Source organism: Micromonospora globispora, from assembly GCF_003857015.1.
Lineage (GTDB): Bacteria > Actinomycetota > Actinomycetes > Mycobacteriales > Micromonosporaceae > Micromonospora > Micromonospora globispora.
Window position 1 is genome coordinate 1 of sequence record NZ_QGGF01000224.1, and the last position, 18333, is coordinate 18333.

Here is an 18333-nt window from a genome sequence, read left to right on the forward strand (position 1 = left end):
GGACGGCGGTGGTGGACCGGGCCCGGCACGCCGATCCCGGCGCGCGGCCCACGCAGGCCGCGGTCATCGGGGCGGTCAACGACGCCGCCGGCCCGCGCGACGTGGTGGTCTGCGCGGCCGGGTCGATGCCGGGCGACCTGCACAAGCTGTGGCGCAGCACCGATCCCAAGGCGTACCACGTCGAGTACGGCTACTCCTGCATGGGCTACGAGATCGCCGGCGGGATCGGGGTGCGACTGGCCGCGCCGGACCGGGAGGTCTTCGTGCTGGTCGGCGACGGCTCCTACCTGATGCTGCCCAGCGAGCTGGTGACCGCGGTCGCCGAGGGCGTCAAACTGGTCGTGGTGCTGGTGGACAACCAGGGGTTCGCCTCCATCGGCCGGCTTTCCGAGAGCGTCGGCGCGCAACGGCTCGGCACCGCGTACCAGGACCGGGAGGGGGCGCCGCTGCCGGTCGACCTGGGCGCCAACGCGGCGAGCCTCGGCGCCGAGGTGCTCCGGGTGACCACGATGGCGGAGTTGCGGGCCGCGCTCGACGCCGCGAAGGCGTCCGACCGGACCACCGTCGTGCACGTCCGGACCGACCCCATGGAGGCCGGCCCGGACGGCGGGGCGTGGTGGGACGTGCCGGTAGCCGAGGTCTCCACCACCGCCGAGGCGCAGGCCGCCCGGTCGGGGTACGAGACGGGACGCAAGGCCCGCCGGACCCACCTGCACCCGTGACGGCGCGGACCCGGCGGCGCCCCGACCGGCAGGCTCACGGTCGGGGCGCCGGTGGTGCGGGCCGGTCGGTGGTCAGCCGGTGTACGGCAGGCTGATCTTCGACCGGTTGCCGATGCCCAGCGTGGTGTCGGTGCTGCCGATGGCGTTCCAGACCTCGACCTTCACCGTGCCGTGCGCCAGGTTCCCGAGGGTGCCGACGCCCGAGTGGAGGCCCTTCGTCTCGGTGTAGTGCTCCCACCCGTTGACCGGGTCGGTGGCGTAGTAGTTGTACGTCTCCACCCGGTCGAAGGTGCCGTCGCCGGTCAGGTCGTAGGAGACCCGGACGTGGGTGCCGTCGCCCACGCCGGTGCCGGCGTCGAGGAACAGGTCGAACGCGGTCTGCCCGCCGCCGTAGGTGGCGGTGACGCCGGTGGCGGTGTAGACCAGCGGGTTGTGCGGGGTGCCGACCCAGTTGCCGTTCGCCGCCGGGACGGTGGCGTTGGCGGCGCTGCCGGCCGTACCGGACAGCGTGTTCGGACCTTGGAGGTACAGATCGCCGGCGAAGGTGGTCGGGTCACCGCTGGGCGACGGGCTGCTCGTGCCGCCCGTGTAGGGGAGCACGAGCTGGGAAGAGTTGCCGGTGCCCAACGTGGTCGGCGCGCTGCCGATGGCGTTCCAGACCTCCACCTTCACCGTGCCGTTCGCGAGGTTGCCGAGCGTCCCGGTGGCCGACTTCAGCCCCTGGGTCTGCCGGTAGTGCTCGACCCCGGTGACCGGGTCGGTGGCGAAGTAGTTGTACGTCTCCACCCGGTCGAAGGTGCCGTCGCCGGTCAGGTCGTACGACACCCGCGCCTGCACGCCGTTGCCGACCGCCGTGTCGGCGTCGACGGCCAGGTCGAAGCCGGTGGTCCCACCGGTGTAGGTGCCGGTGAGGCCGGTGGCGGTGAACACCTGGGAATTGGTGGGCGTCCCGTCGTGGTTGCCGTTGGCGGCCGCGACCTGGACGCTGCCCGCCGTGCCGGCGGTGCCGCCGAGCTGACCGTTGCCGAGCAGGTACTGCGTCGGGCTGAGCGGCTGCCCCGGCGGAGTGGTGGACGGGCTCGGGCTCGGGCTGGTGGCCGTCGGGGTCGGGCTGGGACTGGTGGTCGTCGGCGTGGGCGACGGAGAGCCCGACGGATCCACGCCGCCGGGGAAGTCGACCCCGCCGGTGGCGTTGCCGCCGCTCCAGGTGAACGCGCCGGAGGTCACCGTCCGGCCAGCCGGCACGGCCAGCGACGTGCCGTCGGAGAACGTCACCGTGATCGGCTTGGCGGTGATGTTGGACGCGACGTAGGTGCGCGCCGTGCCCTTGGTGAAGACCTTCGCCAGCGGGTGGGTGGCGGTGATGGTGGCGTCCACGTTCCCCAGCGCGGCGAGGTTGCGGATCCAGTGGAAGGTGTGCGCCTTGCTCTCGCCCTCCTCGCTGGTGAAGGTGCTGTTCGCCCGGAAGTTCGACAGCGCCTTGTCCCCGTCACCCAGCGCCAGGAACTCCCAGATGATGTCCTGCCACACGGTGGGCGGGCCGCCGTTGCTGGTGACCAGCTCGTTGTAGTTGGCCGTCACGTACGCCGGGTCGTCGCCGAGGTAGAGGTGGCCGCCGGTGATCGGCAGCATGTTGATGCCCTGGATCATCTCCGGGTCCGAGGAGAACCAGGTGGAGTACGCCCCGCCGTCACCCCACACCATGCCCACGGTCGTGTGGCCGAAGGTGGACGGGAAGTTCTGGTCGTGGGTGTCGAACCAGTACTCCTGGATCGCCGCGGACTGGGTGGTCCAGATGTAGACACCGGCGTCCCGGACGGCCTTGTTGCCCGTGGCCTGGCCCCACTGGATGAGGGCGTTGGCGAAGTTCATCCCCTCGGACGAGGACTCCTGGTTGTTGCCCGCGAAGAAGCAGGCGAGCCCGGAGGCCCAGTCGTGGCCGGCGTAGATGTCGAAGTCCCGCAGGTAGGGGAAGCGGGTGTCGGACCGGTCGTAGTTGTTGGCGTCCCGGATCAGCATGTCGACCATGCCGCCGTACCTGGTGTCGCTCGCCCAGGTCGGGTCGAACTTGGCCACAGTCGCCGCCGCGGCGATGAAGTAGCCGTAGTGGAAGTGGTGGTCGTTGAGGTCCTTGTCGGAGTAGTACGACGCAGGTGCGCCGATGAGCGTGCCCCAGTTCTTGTCGTAGTAGAAGAGCTGGCTGGCCTCGTTCGGGCTGGCGGTCAGCCAGTTGGTCAGCCGCGTCTTCATCGCGTTCACCGCCGCGTCCCGGACGGTGGTGAGGTTGAGCTGGTCGGCGATCTCGGCGACCCGTGCCGCCCGGCCCAGGCCCTTGCCGGCCCAGTAGGTGTCCTGGCCGCTCTGCCCCTCGGGGTTGGCCAGTTCGGCGTTGAGGTAGTTGGTGATGGTGGTCAGGTCGGCGCCCGAGGAGTCACCCACCGCCGGCACCTCCGGCAGCACGCCGGTGTACGTCATGCCGGTGCTGAAGGACGAGACCCCGACCAGGGTCTTCATCGCCCCGCGCGGTGAGACGTAGGTCTGCCCGATCGGGGTGCCTCCGGTGAGGTGCCGCCACTGGTGCGGGTAGAGCGAGACGACGGTCTTCGTCTCGGTGCCCTCCCGCGGCGTGGTGGTGAACGCGTACGTCGTGGTCACCGTGCCGGTCGTCGCGTTGTAGCTGTAGTTCATCGTGGTGCCGGTGACGTGCGCGTGGGCGTACCTGCCGTACTCGGCGGCCAGGGCAGCCTTGTCGGCGCTGCCGGGGAGGACCGCCACGGAGAAGTAGCCCTTGCCGTTCAGCATGGAGGTGATGCCCGCACCGGACACGGACCAGCTGGCGCCGGTCGGGGCGTACGCGACGTAGTCGTGGCCGTTGACGGTGAAGCCGATCATCGAGCCGGAGTTGGCCCAGACGGTGGGCGCGGCGGCGGCGGTGAGCTGCGCGTTCCCGCCGCTGATCGTGTAGTAGCTGAACGGCAGGCCGTGGCCGATGGTGGCCCGCATGCGGCGCGCGCCGTCGTTCCAGTCGGCGGTGACCGTCCAGTCGGTCCAGTCGGCGGCCTTGACGACGGGGGCACCGAGCCCGGCCACCCCGACCCGGAGGTCCTCCGTGTACGGGTAGTGGTACTCACCGACGCCGGTGGCCGTGCCGCTGATCGCCGCCGTGGTGGTGTACGACAGGCCCAGCCCGTTGTTCTCGGCGTGGTACGCCAGCGGGTGGGCGTGCATGTTCTCGCTGGTGCTGCAGTTGTTCCGCTTCCAGAGCAGCGACGACCACCAGTCGTTGGTGGGGATCGCGCCCTTCGGCGCGTCGTCGGTGACGAAGAGCCGCGGGTTGGTCGCGATGTCGCCGCAGCCGTCCGGCAGCACGACACCGCCGGGGACGGTCTCGGTGTAGCTGCCGGCGCCGACGGTGCCCGCCTCGGCGGCGCCGCCGCCGAGCACCACGACGCCGAGCATCCCGGCGGCGAGGAACGAGGCCGCGGCGAGAGCCATGGCTCGGATGCCGGTGGAGCGTCCGGCGGGTGGGGGCGCGACGGGCGTCGGGTCAGGACTGCCGACGGGGGTGAAGTCCCGGAGGGAAGGTGTCATCGGGGGTTCCCCTTCGCTGTCAGGGATGCGGGTACGGTGCGGTGTGGCGGAGCTGAGAGAGCGCTCTCTTGGGGAGCGAGGTTAGGTATCGGTTACGTCCTCGTCAATGGCTCGTTACGTGGGAGAGCGCTCTCTAAGGGTTGTTAACCGTGCGTGCCGGCAACCGTCCACACGGGCCCGAACAGGGAAGACGGTCGATCGAATTGGGCCGCGACGGCGAGGCGCCCGCCCCCGAAACGGCCCCGAAGATTCCCGTCGGGTGATCGTGTCGTCCGCCGGTGGGTGCGCCCCGCGCAGGCGGTCCAGTGTCGCGGAGGCGGCACGCGTACGCACGACGAGACGCCGCGCCGGCGGTCTGGCCGGCGCGGCTCTGGGACCGGCGCGTGGCCGGCCCGATTCATCGCCTTACGCGGCGGAGGTGACCGCCTCCGGCGCCTCGTCGCGGGCGGGGGAGTGCGGCGGCATGTCCCCGGGCGACGGCAGCAGGTTGGTCGGCCAGCCGATCAGGGGATCGTCCCGGTCCAGGTCGTCGGCACCCTCGTCCGCCGACGATTCCGGCGCCGTCCGCGGGGCAGCCTGTGCCGCCCGCAGCCCCTCCTGGGCGCTGGTCCAGGCGGCGCAGGGCCAGGCCGCGCCGACGCAGCTGGGGTTGCGGCAGGCGCCGTCCTCGTCGGCCTCGTGAGCCTCGGCGACGGCGGTGGCGAGCCGCCACAGCAGCGGATCGGTGACCTCGGCCGGACGCTCGGGCCGCCCTGCAGTGGATTCGGACATGCGTGGTCCCCCTCTTCAAGCGGCCCCCTCTGTTTCCGGCCGGACCGCTCGGCAAACCGAAGATCCAGAAGTTTTTTCCGAAAATCTCGAGCGAGCCGATCCGGGGGCCGGCGGCATAGGCTTACCGGTGTGGCCAGGTACTACGACGTGCACCCGGACAACCCCCAGCCGCGGGTCCTTCGGCAGGTTGTCGACCTGCTCCGGGATGACGGTCTGATCGCCTATCCCACCGATTCCTGCTACGCGTTCGGTTGCCAGCTCGGCAACCGCAGCGGGCTGGACCGGATCAAGGAGATCCGCAAGCTCGACGACCGGCACCACTTCACCCTGGTGTGCGCGGACTTCGCCCAGCTCGGCCAGTTCGTCAAGGTCAGCAATTCGGTCTTCCGGCTGGTCAAGGCCTGCATCCCCGGCAGCTACACGTTCATCCTGCCGGCCACCAGTGAGGTGCCGCGGCGGCTCCAGGAGCCCCGCAAGCGCACGGTCGGGGTGCGGGTCCCGAAGCACACCGTCACCCAGGCGTTGCTGGCCGAACTCGGTGAGCCGCTGCTCTCCAGCACCCTGCTGCTGCCCGGCGAGGACGAGCCGATGACCCAGGGCTGGGAGATCAAGGAACGCCTCGACCACCAGCTCGACGCGGTGATCGACGCAGGGGAGTGCGGCACGGAACCGACGACCGTGGTGGACCTCTCCGGCCCCGAACCGGAGATCCTGCGCCGTGGGGCCGGCGACCCCTCCCGGTTCGAGTAGCCCCGGGCCCGGCGAATTGCGCGTTCGTCCGCGCGCCCTCCGCCCGCCGTACCACCATGTTGAGGCGGCGACGTAGGCGATCCTCCGCGCCGCCGTGCCGCGGCGATCGGTGACGGGAGAGCGACGTGGGCGGGCTCGAGCTGATCGCGGTGCTCGGCGTGACGGTGCTGATCGGCACCACGCTCGGCGGCCGGTACAGCGTCGCCCCGCCGGTCCTGCTCATCGCGATGGGCGCGCTGCTCGGGCTGCTCCCACCCTTCTCCCACGTGGTGCTGGACCCCGAGGTGGTGCTGCTGCTCTTCCTGCCCGCGATCCTGTACCGGGAGAGCCTGGTCATCAGCCTGCGCGAGATCCGCGCCAACTTCGCCGTGATCACCCTGCTGGCCGTGGCGCTGGTGATCCTCACGACGGTCGCCGTCGCGTACGCCGCGCGGGCCCTGGGCGTCGACCCGGCGGCGGCCTGGGTGCTCGGCGCGGTGCTCGCCCCCACCGACGCCGCGGCCGTCGCCGGCCTGGCCAAGCGGATGCCGCGCGGCATCCTCACCACCCTGCGCGCGGAGAGCCTGATCAACGACGGTACGGCGCTGGTGCTCTTCTCCGTCGCGGTCGGGGTGATCGCCGGCGGTGCGGTGCCCGGAGCGCCCGGGCTGGTTGGCCGGTTCGTCGGCTCGGCGGCCGCCGGGGTGGTCGCCGGCCTGCTCGTCGGCGGGGCCGCGGTCTTCATCCGCAAGCACGTGGACGACCCGCTGCGCGAGGGCGGGATCAGCATCCTCACGCCGTTCGTCGCGTTCCTGCTCGCGGAGAGCGTGCACGCCAGTGGCGTGCTGGCGGTGGTGGTTGCCGGACTCCTGATCTCCTACGCCGCGCCCCGGGTGATCCGGGCCCGCTCCCGGATCACCGCGTTCGCGTTCTGGGACATCTCCACCTTCATGATCAATGGCAGCCTCTTCGTGCTGCTCGGCATGCAGGTCCCGCGCTCGCTGCGCAGCATCACCAGCCACTCGCCGATGCAGTCGCTGGGCATCGCGATGGTGGTGACCGCCGTCGTGGTGCTGACCCGGATGACCTGGGTGCACCTCTCCACGTCCGCGCTCCAGGCCGTCGAGCGTCGGGTGTCCCGCCGGGCCGGCCGCTTCGACTGGCGGGTCCGCACCGCGGCCGGCTGGGCGGGCTTCCGGGGCGCTGTCTCCCTCGCCGCAGCCCTCGCGGTGCCGGTGGCCACCAGCGCCGGCACGCCCGTCCACGAACGCGACCTGATCATCTTCGTGACCGTCACGGTGATCGTGCTGACCATGCTCATCCAGGGCACCACGCTGCCTGCCGTCGTCGGCTGGGCGGGCCTCATGGGCGACCGGGAACGCGAGGACGAGGTCCGCTGGGCCCGGATCCGCGCCACCGAGGCCGCGCTGTCCGCCCTGCCCCAGGTGGCCGTCGACGTCGGTGCGTCCCCCGACACCGTCGAACGGCTCCGCTCCGACTACCAGGAGTACCTCGACGAGGTCCGCGCTCCGCGGAGCGAGCAGAACGTCCAGGAGCGCGAGACCGCCCGACGGCTGCGCCTCGGCGTGCTCGACGAGAAGCGCCGGGAGATCACCCGACTGCGGAACACCAACAAGATCGACGACGCGGTGCTGCGGGAGGTGCAGGCCGCGCTGGACATCGAGGAGATCCGGCTGCTCGGACCGACGACCGAGGACTAGGTGTTCTGCATGGTGGCGGCCGTAACGGGAAGCCAGTGCCGCCGGCAGGACTGACCGAGGGGAGCGGCGCTGTGGCGGACACATCGCGCAGCGGGTCGGGTAGTGGACGCCCGGTGTCGAATGGTGGCTTCGCCGTCGTGGAGATGTTCACCTCCCAGGGCTGCAACAGCTGCCCGCCCGCCGAAGAGGTGCTGTCCGAGATCGACCGCGACGCCCGGGAGCGGGGGCAGCCCGTCTACGCCCTCGGCTTCCACGTCGACTACTGGGACCACCTGGGCTGGGCCGACCCGTACGGCGCGCCGGCGCACACCCAGCGGCAGGAGGCTTACGCGCGGGCGTTCGGCACTCGGGGGTTGTACACGCCGCAGATGGTCGTCAACGGCACCGTGGAGTTCGTCGGGTCAGACCACCGGCAGGCGTCATCGGCGATCCAGTCCGCCCTCGCGGAAGCACCTGCCACGTCGCTCGCGCTGTCGGTCGAGGACGTCGCCGAGGACACGCGCGGCGGGCGCCGGGTGGTGGTGGGCTATCAGGCCGAGCGACCGCCGGAACGGGCGGTGCTGAACGTGGCGGTCGTCGAGCGTGGCCTGGAGAACGACGTCCCCCGGGGTGAGAACGCCGGGCGGAGGCTGCGGCAGGACGGCGTCGTACGCGCCTTCACGTCCGCGAAGCTGGACCCGGGGCGTGGGCGGGTCGACATCGCGGTGCCGCCGGACCTCGATCCACGACACGCCTCGGTGGTCGGCTATGTGCAGAACGACGGTGACAAGGCCATCGTCGGCGCTGCGGCTGTCGACGTGTCGGCGGAACGAGGGACATGACACCGGAGCACCCGGACGGGAGCGGAGCGATGACCGACAAGACCGAGAAGGCGATTCTGGCTGGCGGCTGCTTCTGGGGGATGCAGGATCTCATCCGGAAGCGGCCTGGCGTGCTCGCCACCAGGGTCGGATACACCGGCGGGGACGTGCCGAACGCGACGTACTACAACCACGGGTCGCACGCCGAGGCGATCGAGATCGTCTACGACCCCGACAAGCTTTCGTACCGGGAGCTTCTCGAGTTCTTCTTCCAGGTCCACGACCCGACCACGAAGAACCGGCAAGGCGGCGACGTGGGCGCCAGCTACCGGTCGGCCATCTTCTACTGCGACGACCAGCAGCGGCAGGTCGCCGAAGACACGATCGCCGACGTCGACGCGTCCGGCCTGTGGCCCGGCAAGGTGGTCACCGAGGTGAGCCCGGCCGGTCCGTTCTGGGAGGCCGAGCCGGAGCACCAGGACTACCTGGAACGGAACCCCGGTGGTTACACCTGCCACTTCGTCCGGCCGGACTGGAAGCTGCCCCGCCGAAGGCAGACCGCCGCCTAGTCTCCGGCCCCGCACGGGGCCGGACGTCCGACGAACGCCGACACAGAGGAGGCCCACGTGGCTGCCACCACGCAGACGCTGACCCGTCCCACCACAGACATCCGGCCTTTCGGGGTGGAGATCCCCGAGGCGGACCTCGAGGCGCTGCGGGCGCGCATCGCAGCCACGCGCTGGCCCGAGAAGCAGACCGTGGACGATCAGTCGCAGGGCGTGCCGCTGGAGACCAGCCAGGCGCTCGCCCGCTACTGGGAGAAGGAGTACGACTGGCGCAAGGTGGAGGCGCGGCTGAACGACCTGCCGAACTTCGTCACCGAGATCGACGGGCTCGACATCCACTTCATTCATGTCCGCTCGAAGCACGACGATGCGTTGCCGCTCATCGTCACGCACGGATGGCCCGGCTCGATCATCGAGCAGTTGAAGATCGTCGGTCCGCTCACCGACCCCACGGCGCACGGCGGGGATGCGTCGGACGCCTTCCACCTGGTGATCCCGTCGATGCCCGGCTACGGGTTCTCCGGCAAGCCGACGATGCCCGGCTGGGGCCCGGAGCACATCGCGCGCGCCTGGATCGAGCTGATGAAGCGCCTTGGCTACACGCGGTTCGTCGCACAGGGTGGCGACTGGGGCGCGCTCATCACGGACCTGATGGGGTTGCAGGCGCCTCCGGAACTGGCCGGCATCCACACCAACATGCCTGGCATATTCCCGCCCGAGATCGATGCTCTGTTCCAGTCCGACATCACCGGAGTGAACAAGGCCCTGAGTAAGCTGCCAGCCAATCTCTCGGACGAGGAGAGGCGCGCCTGCGAGCAGGCGGACTTCTTCTGGAAGCATGCCGCCTACGCCCTCATCATGGGGACGCGCCCTGAGACGCTGACCGGATTGGCGGATTCACCCGTGGCTCTGGCCAGCTTCATGCTCGACCATGACGCAGCCAGCCTCGAGTTGATCTGCCGGGCCTTCGCCGGACAACCCGGCGGCCTCACGCGAGACGACATCCTCGACAACATCACGCTCTTCTGGCTGACGAACACGGGCGTCTCCGCGGCGCGCATCTACGCGGAGAACAAGCTCTCCTTCTTCGCCGCCAAGGGCGTGTCCGTCCCGGCTGCCGTGAGCGTCTTCCCAGATGAGCTCTACGAGACCCCGAGGAGTTGGGCGGAGCAGGCGTATCCCAATCTCATCCACTACAACAAGCTCGACAGGGGCGGACACTTCGCGGCCTGGGAACAGCCGCAACTTCTGTCCGAGGAGCTTCGCGCCGCCTTCCGGTCGCTTCGCTAGTTGACCGGCCGGAGAGGTCTCCACATGCCCGCATTCGGCGGGGCCGGGTGGCTCGACCTCCGAGCCGTTCGGTCCCGCCGAGCGGCGTGCCGACCCTTCCGATTCAGGGGCCGAAGGTGAAGGCGAACGCCCGTAGGCCGGGTCGGCTGGCGACCAGGGTCAGCAGATGATCGTCCCGTGACGCGCCGTTGACCAGCCGAACCATTGCCGCCCGGTTGAGGTGCGCCACCGCGTCCGGGCCGACGTCCGCGCCGCGCTCGTCGCCGATCGGTTTCCCGTCGAGCAGCACCCTGACCGTGGCCTCCCCGGACGGTCCCGGGTCCACGACGAGGTTCACCTCGCCGGCGTTGAAGGGGAGGGTGAGCTCGCCGGTGCCGCTCGCGAGTTCGACGTACTGGCCGTCGCTACGCCAGTCGCCGTTCAGGTCGAAGGTGCCCGGCACGCGTTGGTCGGTTCCGACGTACGTCTCGGCCGTCACGCCGGCGTGGGAGGGCTGCCCGGCCGCGGCAAACGTCGTCACCTCGGGGCTGACCGGCGGCAGGTCGGTTCCGGGCGCCCTGGCAACGAGGAGCCGCCGGATCTCCGCCTCCACCTCGTCGTAGCTACCCTCCCCGATCCACCGATCGACGAGGCTCCCCTCCGCGTCGAACAGATACTTCGCCGGCCAGGCCTTGTTGCCGAACGCCCGCCAGACCGCGAAGTCGTTGTCCAGGGCGATCGGGTAGGTGAGCCCGTGGTCGCGAATTCCCCGGTCGATGTTCTCGGCGCTCCTGCCGAACTCGAACTCCGGCGCATGCACGCCGATGACGACCAGGCCCAGATCGGCGTAGTCGCGGTGCCATGCCTTGACGTAGGGCGACGTGCGGATCCAGTTGATGCAGGTGTACTCCCAGAAATCAACCAGGACCACCTGACCGTGCAGCGCATCGGCGGTCAGCGGTGGCGAGTTCACCCACCGCTCCACACGGAAATCGGGGATCGGCATCGTCGTCTCTTCAGTGCCGGAGTCCGGAAGGTCGAGCCTGCCCACAGCCTAGTTCCGCGCCCGTGGGTGCAAGCGGAAACGCTCAGTTCACCCCGGGGACCGAGCCGGGTCAGCGGGCGACCGGAAGGCCGCCCCATGTCCGTTCGAAGCCGCGCGGACGGGGTAACCGCCGACGGCTCCCGAGCGGGTCGGGACACCGAAGGAAGGGCGGCAATGACCAGAATCGGCATCATCATCGGCAGCACCCGTCCCGGCCGCAACGGGGAGACGGTGGCCCGCTGGGTGCACGACATCGCCAGCAAGCGCTCCGACGCCGAGTACGAACTCGTCGACATCAAGGACTTCAACCTGCCGCACCTCGACGAGATGGCGCCCCCGTCGCTCGGGCAGTACACCCAGCCACACACCCTGCGGTGGGCCGAGAAGATCGCCGCGTTCGACGGGTACGTCTTCGTGACGCCGGAGTACAACCACTCCACGTCCGGGGCGCTGAAGAACGCGATCGACTTCCTCTACGCCGAGTGGAACAACAAGGCGGCCGGATTCGTCAGCTACGGCAGCGTCGGCGGCACCCGCGCGGTGGAGCACCTGCGCCTGGTGGTGGCCGAGCTGCAGATGGCGGACGTACGGGCGCAGGTGGCGCTCTCGCTCTTCACCGACTTCGAGAATTTCAGCGTCTTCAAGCCCGGACCTCATCAGGTGGACGCGGTGAACACGATGCTCGACCAGTTGGCGGCCTGGAGCGGCGCGTTGGCGACCCTGCGGGCCGGCACGACGATGGCGACGCCCCAGTCCGGTACGTAGCCGAGCGCCGGCTCGGGCCGGCGCCGGTCGACGATTGCGTCCAGTTGTGCTCGGGGACGGCCATCTCGCCGAGCAGGGACCAGTCGTCCTGCGGCATGGTCACGGGGCACCACTCCCCAGCCAGGACACAGGCCCCGGGAGACCGGGGCCCGTGTCGTGGCAGGAGTCAGCGGTAGATGTGCACCGGGGTGCCGATGCCGATGATCGACCAGAGCCGGTTCATCGCCGGGATGGTGACCCGGACGCAGCCGTGGCTGGCCGGGTAGGTCGGCACGGACGTGGCGCCGTGCACCGCGTAGCCGTAGTAGAAGTAGTTCGGCCGCCACAGCAGGCCGAGCGAACTCTCCCGCCAGCCGTCGATCCGACGGGTGACCTTGAAGTTGCCGAGCGGCGTCGGGGTGCTGGCCTTACCGCTCGACGCGTCCAGGATGCGCACCACCGACCCGGCACGTGCCAGGTACAGCACCTGCTTGGTCAGGTTCGTCTCGACGGAGTAGCCCGAGTGGTAGTACCTCGGCTTCGGGATCACCGGCCGGTCCAGGGCCGCCCAGGTGATCGGCCCGACGATCCCGTCCCGGACCAGGCCGTTCACCTTCTGGAAGGCGACGACGCCGTGGTAGGTGGAGTAGCCGAAGATCCCGTCGATCGCGCCGACGTCGTAGTGCAGCGCGGTGAGCCGGCGTTGCAGGGTGACCACTGCCGTACCGGTCGAACCCTGCCGCAGCGTGGGTTGCGTCGTGGCGAGGGCCTGGACGGTCGCGGCGGCGACCGTACGGACCCCGGTGGTGGTGTGGGCGCCGGCCGAGGCTGAACCTGCGGGGATGAGCAGGCTGGCGGCGGCCACGAGGATTGCCACCCCGAAAGCGCGGCGGGATCGGTGGTGGGGTTGGTGGGTGGGGCTTCTCGAGAAGGAAATCATGGTCCTCCTCCTTTCAACTGCCACTTTCGACGGTAGTCCGGGCCGGCGATAATCCGCTGCCCCGAACAGGGGGAAAGGGCTGGTCGATGGGGGACAATCGACCGCGGAGGTGTGGGTGATGGACAGCCACCGCGACCTGCTCGTTGTGATCGACCGGGATGCGGACGCCGACCGCGTCATCGCGTCGCTGCGCCGGGTCGCCCAGGTGGCGCAGGTGCTGCCGCCCCGGCTGGCGCTGGTCACCGGGGACGGGCCGGTCACCGTGCCGGGGGCCACCGTCTACACCGAGGACGTGCCGGACAGCGTCCTCGCCGAGCTCTCCCCGGTCGAGCGGGCGTTCGTCTCCGCATGGCGATCCCGCCGAGCGGGGAAACGGCGCCCGGGTGAGGGGCTGCCCTGGGACGCCCCCGGTCACCTGCCGCCCGATCGGCCGCCCGGCACCGGTCGTTGACGCCGCGTTGACGCCACCCGCGTTCACTCGTTCCTGACCCGGCTGCGGGCTCCCGCCGCCGGTGGAGGAATGGGGGCTGGACATGGCTGGAGATCTCCACATCGCGGAGTGGGCGATCGTCGAGGAGACCGCGCAGGCGCGACGGGAGGCCGCGCGGCCCGCACGCGGCGCGCCGATCCACCGCTACGGGCGGGTCGGCATCTACGCCGACACCACCCGCCGCGGCCGCCCGGCCGCCGTCGAGGCGCCGGACCTGAGCGCGCTGCCCGGCGGGTTGAGCGAGGTCGAGCGGCTCGGCCTCGCCGCGTTCGGGCTGCGGGAGACCGAGGAGTACCGGTCGACCAAGGAGAACCGCCCGCGCCGGGGCGAGGAGTGGGACATGCCGGACTGCACCACCGTGGTGCCCCGGGCGGAACCGACGGCCGAGGAGGCGGCCGCCCCCGGCGCGGCGCCCGCGCCGGCCCCGACCAGCTCCTATCTGGAGGGCACCGTCGCGGTCGGCGTCGTCATCGTCGAGGGCCCGACGCCGGAGCTGCAGTTCTCCGACGCCGAGCGGACGAAGGTCATCGCCGAGGTGCAGAACGGTCTGGGCTTCTACGCGGTGACCAATCCGCTCGCCGGCATCAGCTTCGCGTACGACATCCAGGACGTGGTGCTCGACGTGGCGGCGGACCCGAACGCGCCGGACCTGGAGGCGCACTGGCGCAACCCGGCGATGGGCGCGATCGGCTTCAGCGCCGACCCGGCCGGGGTGAGCGCCTACGTGGAGAGCCTGCGCAACAAGTTCGGCACCCGCTGGACGTACTGCGCGTTCTTCACCAAGTATCCGCTGGGCTGGTTCGCGTACGCCTTCATCGGCGGCCCGTACCTGGTCATGGACTACAACAACGACGGCTGGGGGCCGGAGAACATCGACCGGGTGTTCGCCCACGAGACCGGGCACATCTTCAACTGCCCCGACGAGTACGCCAGCAGCGGCTGCGACTGCGGTGGGAGCTGGGGACGGTTCGGGCTGGTCAATGGCAACTGCCAGAACTGCGCCGCCGACGGCGGCGTCCCCTGCCTGATGAAGGGCAACTCGTTCGAGCTGTGCGGGTACACGCCCGGGCACCTCGGCTGGGCGCCGCAACTGGCGGTCCGCAACTACGGCTACGACGCCGGCGGTTGGCGGGTGGAGAAGCACCCGCGGTTCGTGGTGGACACTACCGGCGAGGGTCGCGCCGACATCGTCGGCTTCGGTGACGCCGGCGTCTACCTGTCCCGCTCGCAGCCGGACGGCCGGTTCGAGACGCCGCACCTGATCGTCAACGACTTCGGGTACGTCGCCGGCGGTTGGCGGGTGGAGAAGCACCCGCGGTTCGTGGTGGACGTCAACGGCGACGGTCGGGCCGACATCGTCGGCTTCGGCGACGCAGGGGTCTACATCTCCTACGCCCAGGCGGACGGGACGTACGGCGCACCCCAGTTCGTGGTGAACAACTTCGGCTACGTCGCCGGCGGCTGGCGGGTCGACAAGCACCCGCGGTTCGTGGCCGACACGACCGGGGACGGTCGGGCGGACCTCGTCGGCTTCGGGTATGCCGGCGTCTGGGTGTCCCGGGCGCAGGCCGACGGCACGTACGCCGCACCGCAGCTCGTCCTGAACAACTTCGGCTACGGCGCGGGGGGCTGGCGGGTGGAGCAGCACCCGCGGTTCGTGATGGACGTCAACGGCGACGGCCGGGCGGACATCGTCGGGTTCGGCGACGCCGGGGTGTGGGTGTCGTACGCGCAGGCCGACGGGACGTTCAGCGCACCCCAGTTCGTCCTCAACGACTTCGGCTACAACTCGGGCTGGCGGGTGGAGAAGCACCCGCGGTTCGTGGTGGACGTCACCGGCGACGGCCGGCCGGACATCGTGGGGTTCAAGGACCTCGGCGTGTACGTCTCGTACGGCCAGGCGAACGGCACCTTCAGCGCGCCGCAGCTCGTGGTGGCCAACTTCGGGTACAACGCCGGCGGTTGGCGGGTGGAGAGGCATCCGCGCTTCCTCGCCGACACCACGGGTGACGGCCGCCGCGACATCGTCGGTTTCGGCGACGCCGGCGTCTGGGTGTCCCGGGCGCTCGCCAGCGGCGGCTTCGAGAACCCCGGCCGGGTGATCGCCAACTTCGCGTACAGCGCCGGCGGTTGGCGGGTGGAGAAGCACCCGCGCTTCCTGGCCGACATCACCGGGGAGGGCCGCGCCGACGTCGTCGGCTTCGGCTACGCCGGGGTGTGGGTGTCGCGCTGCTGACCGGCACGGCCGGCGGGCGCGCGGTCAGCGACGCGATGTGGACCGCGCGCCCACCGGCTCAGGCCGCGGCAGGATGCGGCCGGCTGCGCGGCCGCCAGGGCCCGCCCGGCCGAAGACGAGGTCGGCGAGTTCCGTGGACGGTTCGACGCCCAGTTCGTCGACGAGCAGGTGGCGGAACCGGCGGTACTCGCGGACCGCCTCGACGACATTGTGCTGAGCGAGGTGCACGGCGATGACGGCCCGGTGGGCACTCTCCCGCAGCGGTTCGCAGCGCACCGCCTCGAACGCCAGCTCGTACGCGGCGGCGAAGCTGCCGCGCGCGGCGAGCCGCAGCGCCACGTCCTCCAGCCCCTGCACCCGCAGGTGGCGCAGCCGTTCGCGGTCGAGGAGCACCCAGTCGTCGTACCAGCCGGGCAGCAGCTCGCCGCGGAGCGTCCGCAGCACGCCCGCCGCGGCGTCGTCGGGCATCGCCGCCAGGTCGGCCAGCGAGGCGGTGTCGACGCGGACGAAGCCAGCCAGCGCGAGGCGTTTCTCGCCGGCCTCGACCAGCCCGTCGACCGCCCGATTGCACTGCCAGATCGCCGTGCGCAGGCTGGCGAGGCCGCGCCGCTCGGACACGTCCGGCCAGAGCGCCCCCGCCGCCACCACCCGGGCGACCGGCCCGGTCAGGGCCAGGTACGCCAGCAGCCGTTCCGCGTTGCCCACGAGGTCGGCCGGGGCGCCTCCGGCGAGCAGCCGGAACCCGCCCATCAGCTCCAGCCGGACGTCGGCCGTCGCGGACCGTCCGCCCACCATGTCCCGCACCACATCGGGTAGGAGTCCGCCGCCGTCGCGCCTGATACGAACCGTCCCCGGGACGTCCGTGATCCGACAATCCCGCGTCCCGACGTATCAGACCCGCGGTCGCCCGCCTCATTCCCGGTGTCGGATCCGACGAGCGGGCCGCCCGGGCCGGCCGGTGAGCTGGTGGTCGAGCGGCGGTGGACGGCGCAGAATGGGTGCCACGGTCAGTTCCGACAGTGCCGGGCGTGGCCGAGACGTCTCAGCGCCGCCGACGAGCACGAGAGGCTGCGATGGACCCGTTGCGCGATCAGGAGATCGAGGAGCTGGTGCAGCGGGTTCGCGCCGGTGAACAGGCCGCCTGGGTGGCTCTCACCGACCGGTACGTCGGTCTGCTGTGGTCGGTCGCGCGGGCAATGCGGCTGACCGACGAGGACGCCGCGGACGCGGTGCAGACCACCTGGCTGCGCCTGGTGGAGCGGTTGGACACCCTGCGGGATCCGCAGCGGCTCGGCGGCTGGCTCGCCACGACGATGCGCCGGGAGTGCCTCGCCGTCCTGCGCCGACGGGCGCGGCAGGTGCCGACGGACAGCTGGGACGACGTGACCGACAGCGCCGATCCGCTCGACGGCGCGCTGCTGCGGCGGGAGCGGGACCTCGCGCTGTGGCGGGCGTTCCGCAGGCTCGATCAACCCTGCCAGGCGCTGCTTCGTGTTCTGATGGCCGACCCGCCGCCGAGCTACCGGGAGGCCGCCGAAGCGCTGCACACCCCCGTCGGCAGCATCGGTCCCCGGCGCCAGCGGTGCCTGGGAAAGCTCCGCACCCTCATGGTCACCACGGCGGGTGACACCCCGCCCGCCGACATCACCCCGGGACGGCCCTGATGCACGACCACGACGACCTCCTGGCCCGGCTGACAAGCATCGCCGCCGAGGTGGACCCGGTGCCCGACGCGGTCCGGCGCGCGGCGCGCGCGGCGATCGCCACCCGTGACCTGGACGGCCAGCTGGCCCGGCTGGTCGCCGACTCCGCCGCGCCGTCCCCCGCGCTGGCCTACCAGCCGGTACGCCGAGCGGACCTGGCCGACGACCGCTTCCTGACCTTCGACGGGGGTGGCCTCGTCGTCGAGCTGGAGGTCACCGGCGCCGCGGACGGCCTGACCCTCATCGGGCAGCTGATCGGTGCGCACCCCGCCGAATGCGTGCTCGAACACGGCGACGGCCGCCGCGAGGTTCTGCGGCTCGACGCCCTCGGACGCTTCCTGCTCACCCGGGTGTCACCCGGCCCGGTCCGGCTCAGGTGCCGCGACCTGGCTGGGACGGCGGTGACCACCTCCTGGGTCAACCTGTGACCGGCTCACTGGCCGAGGGCCACGAACGACAGCGCGGTGGCCACCGCCACCGGATCACCGGCCGCGCCCTCGCGGACCGCATGCAGGGCGTCGCCGAACGACCGGCCGACTCGGAGCCGGTCGTGGAGGTCGACCATCAGCGGCGCCGCCGCGCCGTCGTTGACCGGCACGACGCTGGCCAGCAGGCTCGCCATGCCGAGCGGGACGAGTGCCGTGACCACACCGAGCAGCTCGTCGGCGGCCACCGGGGCGGCCACCCCGGACTCGCAGCTGGACAGGATCAGCCGGCGCGGCGCGCGGCGCAGCCGGCAGAGGTCGTACACGGTCAGCGGACCGTCGTCGAGCGACAGCGCGGAGAAGAGCGGGTTGTCGCTGCGGAAGCTGCCGTGCGCGGCGACGTGCGCGGTCCACGCGCCGTCCAGCGCGGCCAGCGCCGCGTCGGCGGTCGCCCGGCCGTCGGCCAGGACGACCGAGTCCGGGTAGCGGTGGGCGATCTGCCGGATCTCCTCGACGCTGCCGGTCAGCCCTGGGCCGGCGACCAGCAACACCCGGCGCTGGCGGGGCGCAGCCAGGTGCCC

Annotated in this window: 17 protein-coding genes; 11 read left to right on the forward strand and 6 right to left on the reverse strand. The window is 71.2% G+C overall.

Features of this window, described 5'->3' with window-relative positions:
* Positions 1 to 722, forward strand: a 722-nt coding sequence (locus DKL51_RS09495) for a thiamine pyrophosphate-dependent enzyme (protein ID WP_260428448.1), incomplete at its 5' end; no start/stop codon positions are given.
* 72 nt (positions 723 to 794) lie between these two features.
* On the opposite strand, the gene DKL51_RS09500 is transcribed toward DKL51_RS09495, so the two are convergent.
* Together DKL51_RS09500 and DKL51_RS09505 are read right to left on the reverse strand one after the other, a co-directional pair.
* Positions 795 to 4313 carry a glycosyl hydrolase gene (locus tag DKL51_RS09500; RefSeq protein WP_124811964.1) on the reverse strand — a complete coding sequence of 1173 codons (3519 nt, stop codon included), beginning with the start codon at positions 4311 to 4313 and terminating at the stop codon, positions 795 to 797.
* Between the two features lie 405 nt (positions 4314 to 4718).
* Positions 4719 to 5084, reverse strand: coding sequence for a hypothetical protein (locus DKL51_RS09505; RefSeq protein WP_109946446.1), 366 nt, complete (start codon positions 5082 to 5084; stop codon positions 4719 to 4721).
* A 129-nt stretch (positions 5085 to 5213) separates the two neighbouring features.
* Here DKL51_RS09505 and DKL51_RS09510 point away from each other — a divergent pair, with 129 nt between their 5' ends.
* The 5 genes from DKL51_RS09510 (at position 5214) to DKL51_RS09530 (ending at position 10190) form a co-directional block, all read left to right on the forward strand.
* Positions 5214 to 5834 carry an L-threonylcarbamoyladenylate synthase gene (locus DKL51_RS09510; protein WP_109946445.1) on the forward strand — a complete coding sequence of 207 codons (621 nt, stop codon included), beginning with the start codon at positions 5214 to 5216 and terminating at the stop codon, positions 5832 to 5834.
* Between the two features lie 125 nt (positions 5835 to 5959).
* The gene (locus DKL51_RS09515; protein ID WP_109946444.1) at positions 5960 to 7534 is read left to right on the forward strand and encodes a Na+/H+ antiporter; all 1575 of its coding nucleotides are present in this window, start codon (positions 5960 to 5962) and stop codon (positions 7532 to 7534) included.
* A gap of 113 nt (positions 7535 to 7647) precedes the next feature.
* Entirely contained in the window at positions 7648 to 8355 is a 708-nt protein-coding gene (locus DKL51_RS09520) for a DUF1223 domain-containing protein (RefSeq protein ID WP_109946443.1), read from the forward strand.
* 29 nt (positions 8356 to 8384) lie between these two features.
* The gene (msrA, locus tag DKL51_RS09525; RefSeq protein WP_109946442.1) at positions 8385 to 8903 is read left to right on the forward strand and encodes a peptide-methionine (S)-S-oxide reductase MsrA; all 519 of its coding nucleotides are present in this window, start codon (positions 8385 to 8387) and stop codon (positions 8901 to 8903) included.
* Positions 8904 to 8960: 57 nt separating this feature from the next.
* A complete protein-coding gene (locus DKL51_RS09530; RefSeq protein WP_109964687.1) occupies positions 8961 to 10190 on the forward strand; it encodes an epoxide hydrolase family protein in 1230 nt (409 codons plus the stop codon).
* A 103-nt stretch (positions 10191 to 10293) separates the two neighbouring features.
* Here DKL51_RS09530 and DKL51_RS09535 read toward each other — a convergent pair whose 3' ends face one another.
* Positions 10294 to 11175 carry a redoxin domain-containing protein gene (locus DKL51_RS09535; protein ID WP_109946457.1) on the reverse strand — a complete coding sequence of 294 codons (882 nt, stop codon included), beginning with the start codon at positions 11173 to 11175 and terminating at the stop codon, positions 10294 to 10296.
* A 213-nt stretch (positions 11176 to 11388) separates the two neighbouring features.
* On the opposite strand from DKL51_RS09535, the gene DKL51_RS09540 reads away from it, so the two are divergent.
* The gene (locus DKL51_RS09540) at positions 11389 to 11979 is read left to right on the forward strand and encodes an NADPH-dependent FMN reductase (RefSeq protein ID WP_109946440.1); all 591 of its coding nucleotides are present in this window, start codon (positions 11389 to 11391) and stop codon (positions 11977 to 11979) included.
* A gap of 166 nt (positions 11980 to 12145) precedes the next feature.
* On the opposite strand, the gene DKL51_RS09545 is transcribed toward DKL51_RS09540, so the two are convergent.
* Positions 12146 to 12835 (reverse strand): L,D-transpeptidase family protein, encoded by a 690-nt coding sequence (locus DKL51_RS09545; protein WP_109964688.1) that lies wholly within the window; start codon positions 12833 to 12835, stop codon positions 12146 to 12148.
* Between the two features lie 181 nt (positions 12836 to 13016).
* Here DKL51_RS09545 and DKL51_RS09550 point away from each other — a divergent pair, with 181 nt between their 5' ends.
* Together DKL51_RS09550 and DKL51_RS09555 are read left to right on the forward strand one after the other, a co-directional pair.
* Complete coding sequence (locus DKL51_RS09550) at positions 13017 to 13349, forward strand: hypothetical protein (protein ID WP_109964194.1); 333 nt, start codon at positions 13017 to 13019, stop codon at positions 13347 to 13349.
* Positions 13350 to 13431: 82 nt separating this feature from the next.
* Positions 13432 to 15624: an FG-GAP repeat domain-containing protein gene (locus DKL51_RS09555; protein WP_207783961.1), complete on the forward strand. Its 2193-nt coding sequence runs from the start codon at positions 13432 to 13434 to the stop codon at positions 15622 to 15624.
* A gap of 24 nt (positions 15625 to 15648) precedes the next feature.
* On the opposite strand, the gene DKL51_RS09560 is transcribed toward DKL51_RS09555, so the two are convergent.
* Positions 15649 to 16419, reverse strand: coding sequence for an AfsR/SARP family transcriptional regulator (locus DKL51_RS09560; protein ID WP_109946455.1), 771 nt, complete (start codon positions 16417 to 16419; stop codon positions 15649 to 15651).
* 233 nt (positions 16420 to 16652) lie between these two features.
* Between DKL51_RS09560 and DKL51_RS09565 the strand changes: the two genes are divergently transcribed.
* Together DKL51_RS09565 and DKL51_RS09570 are read left to right on the forward strand one after the other, a co-directional pair.
* Positions 16653 to 17288, forward strand: coding sequence for an RNA polymerase sigma factor (locus tag DKL51_RS09565; protein ID WP_243422569.1), 636 nt, complete (start codon positions 16653 to 16655; stop codon positions 17286 to 17288).
* Positions 17288 to 17755 carry a hypothetical protein gene (locus DKL51_RS09570; RefSeq protein ID WP_109946436.1) on the forward strand — a complete coding sequence of 156 codons (468 nt, stop codon included), beginning with the start codon at positions 17288 to 17290 and terminating at the stop codon, positions 17753 to 17755. Before DKL51_RS09565 ends, DKL51_RS09570 begins: the two co-directional genes overlap by 1 nt.
* 5 nt (positions 17756 to 17760) lie before the next feature.
* On the opposite strand, the gene DKL51_RS09575 is transcribed toward DKL51_RS09570, so the two are convergent.
* Positions 17761 to 18333, reverse strand: a 573-nt coding sequence (locus DKL51_RS09575; RefSeq protein WP_124811965.1) for a CHAT domain-containing protein, incomplete at its 5' end; no start/stop codon positions are given.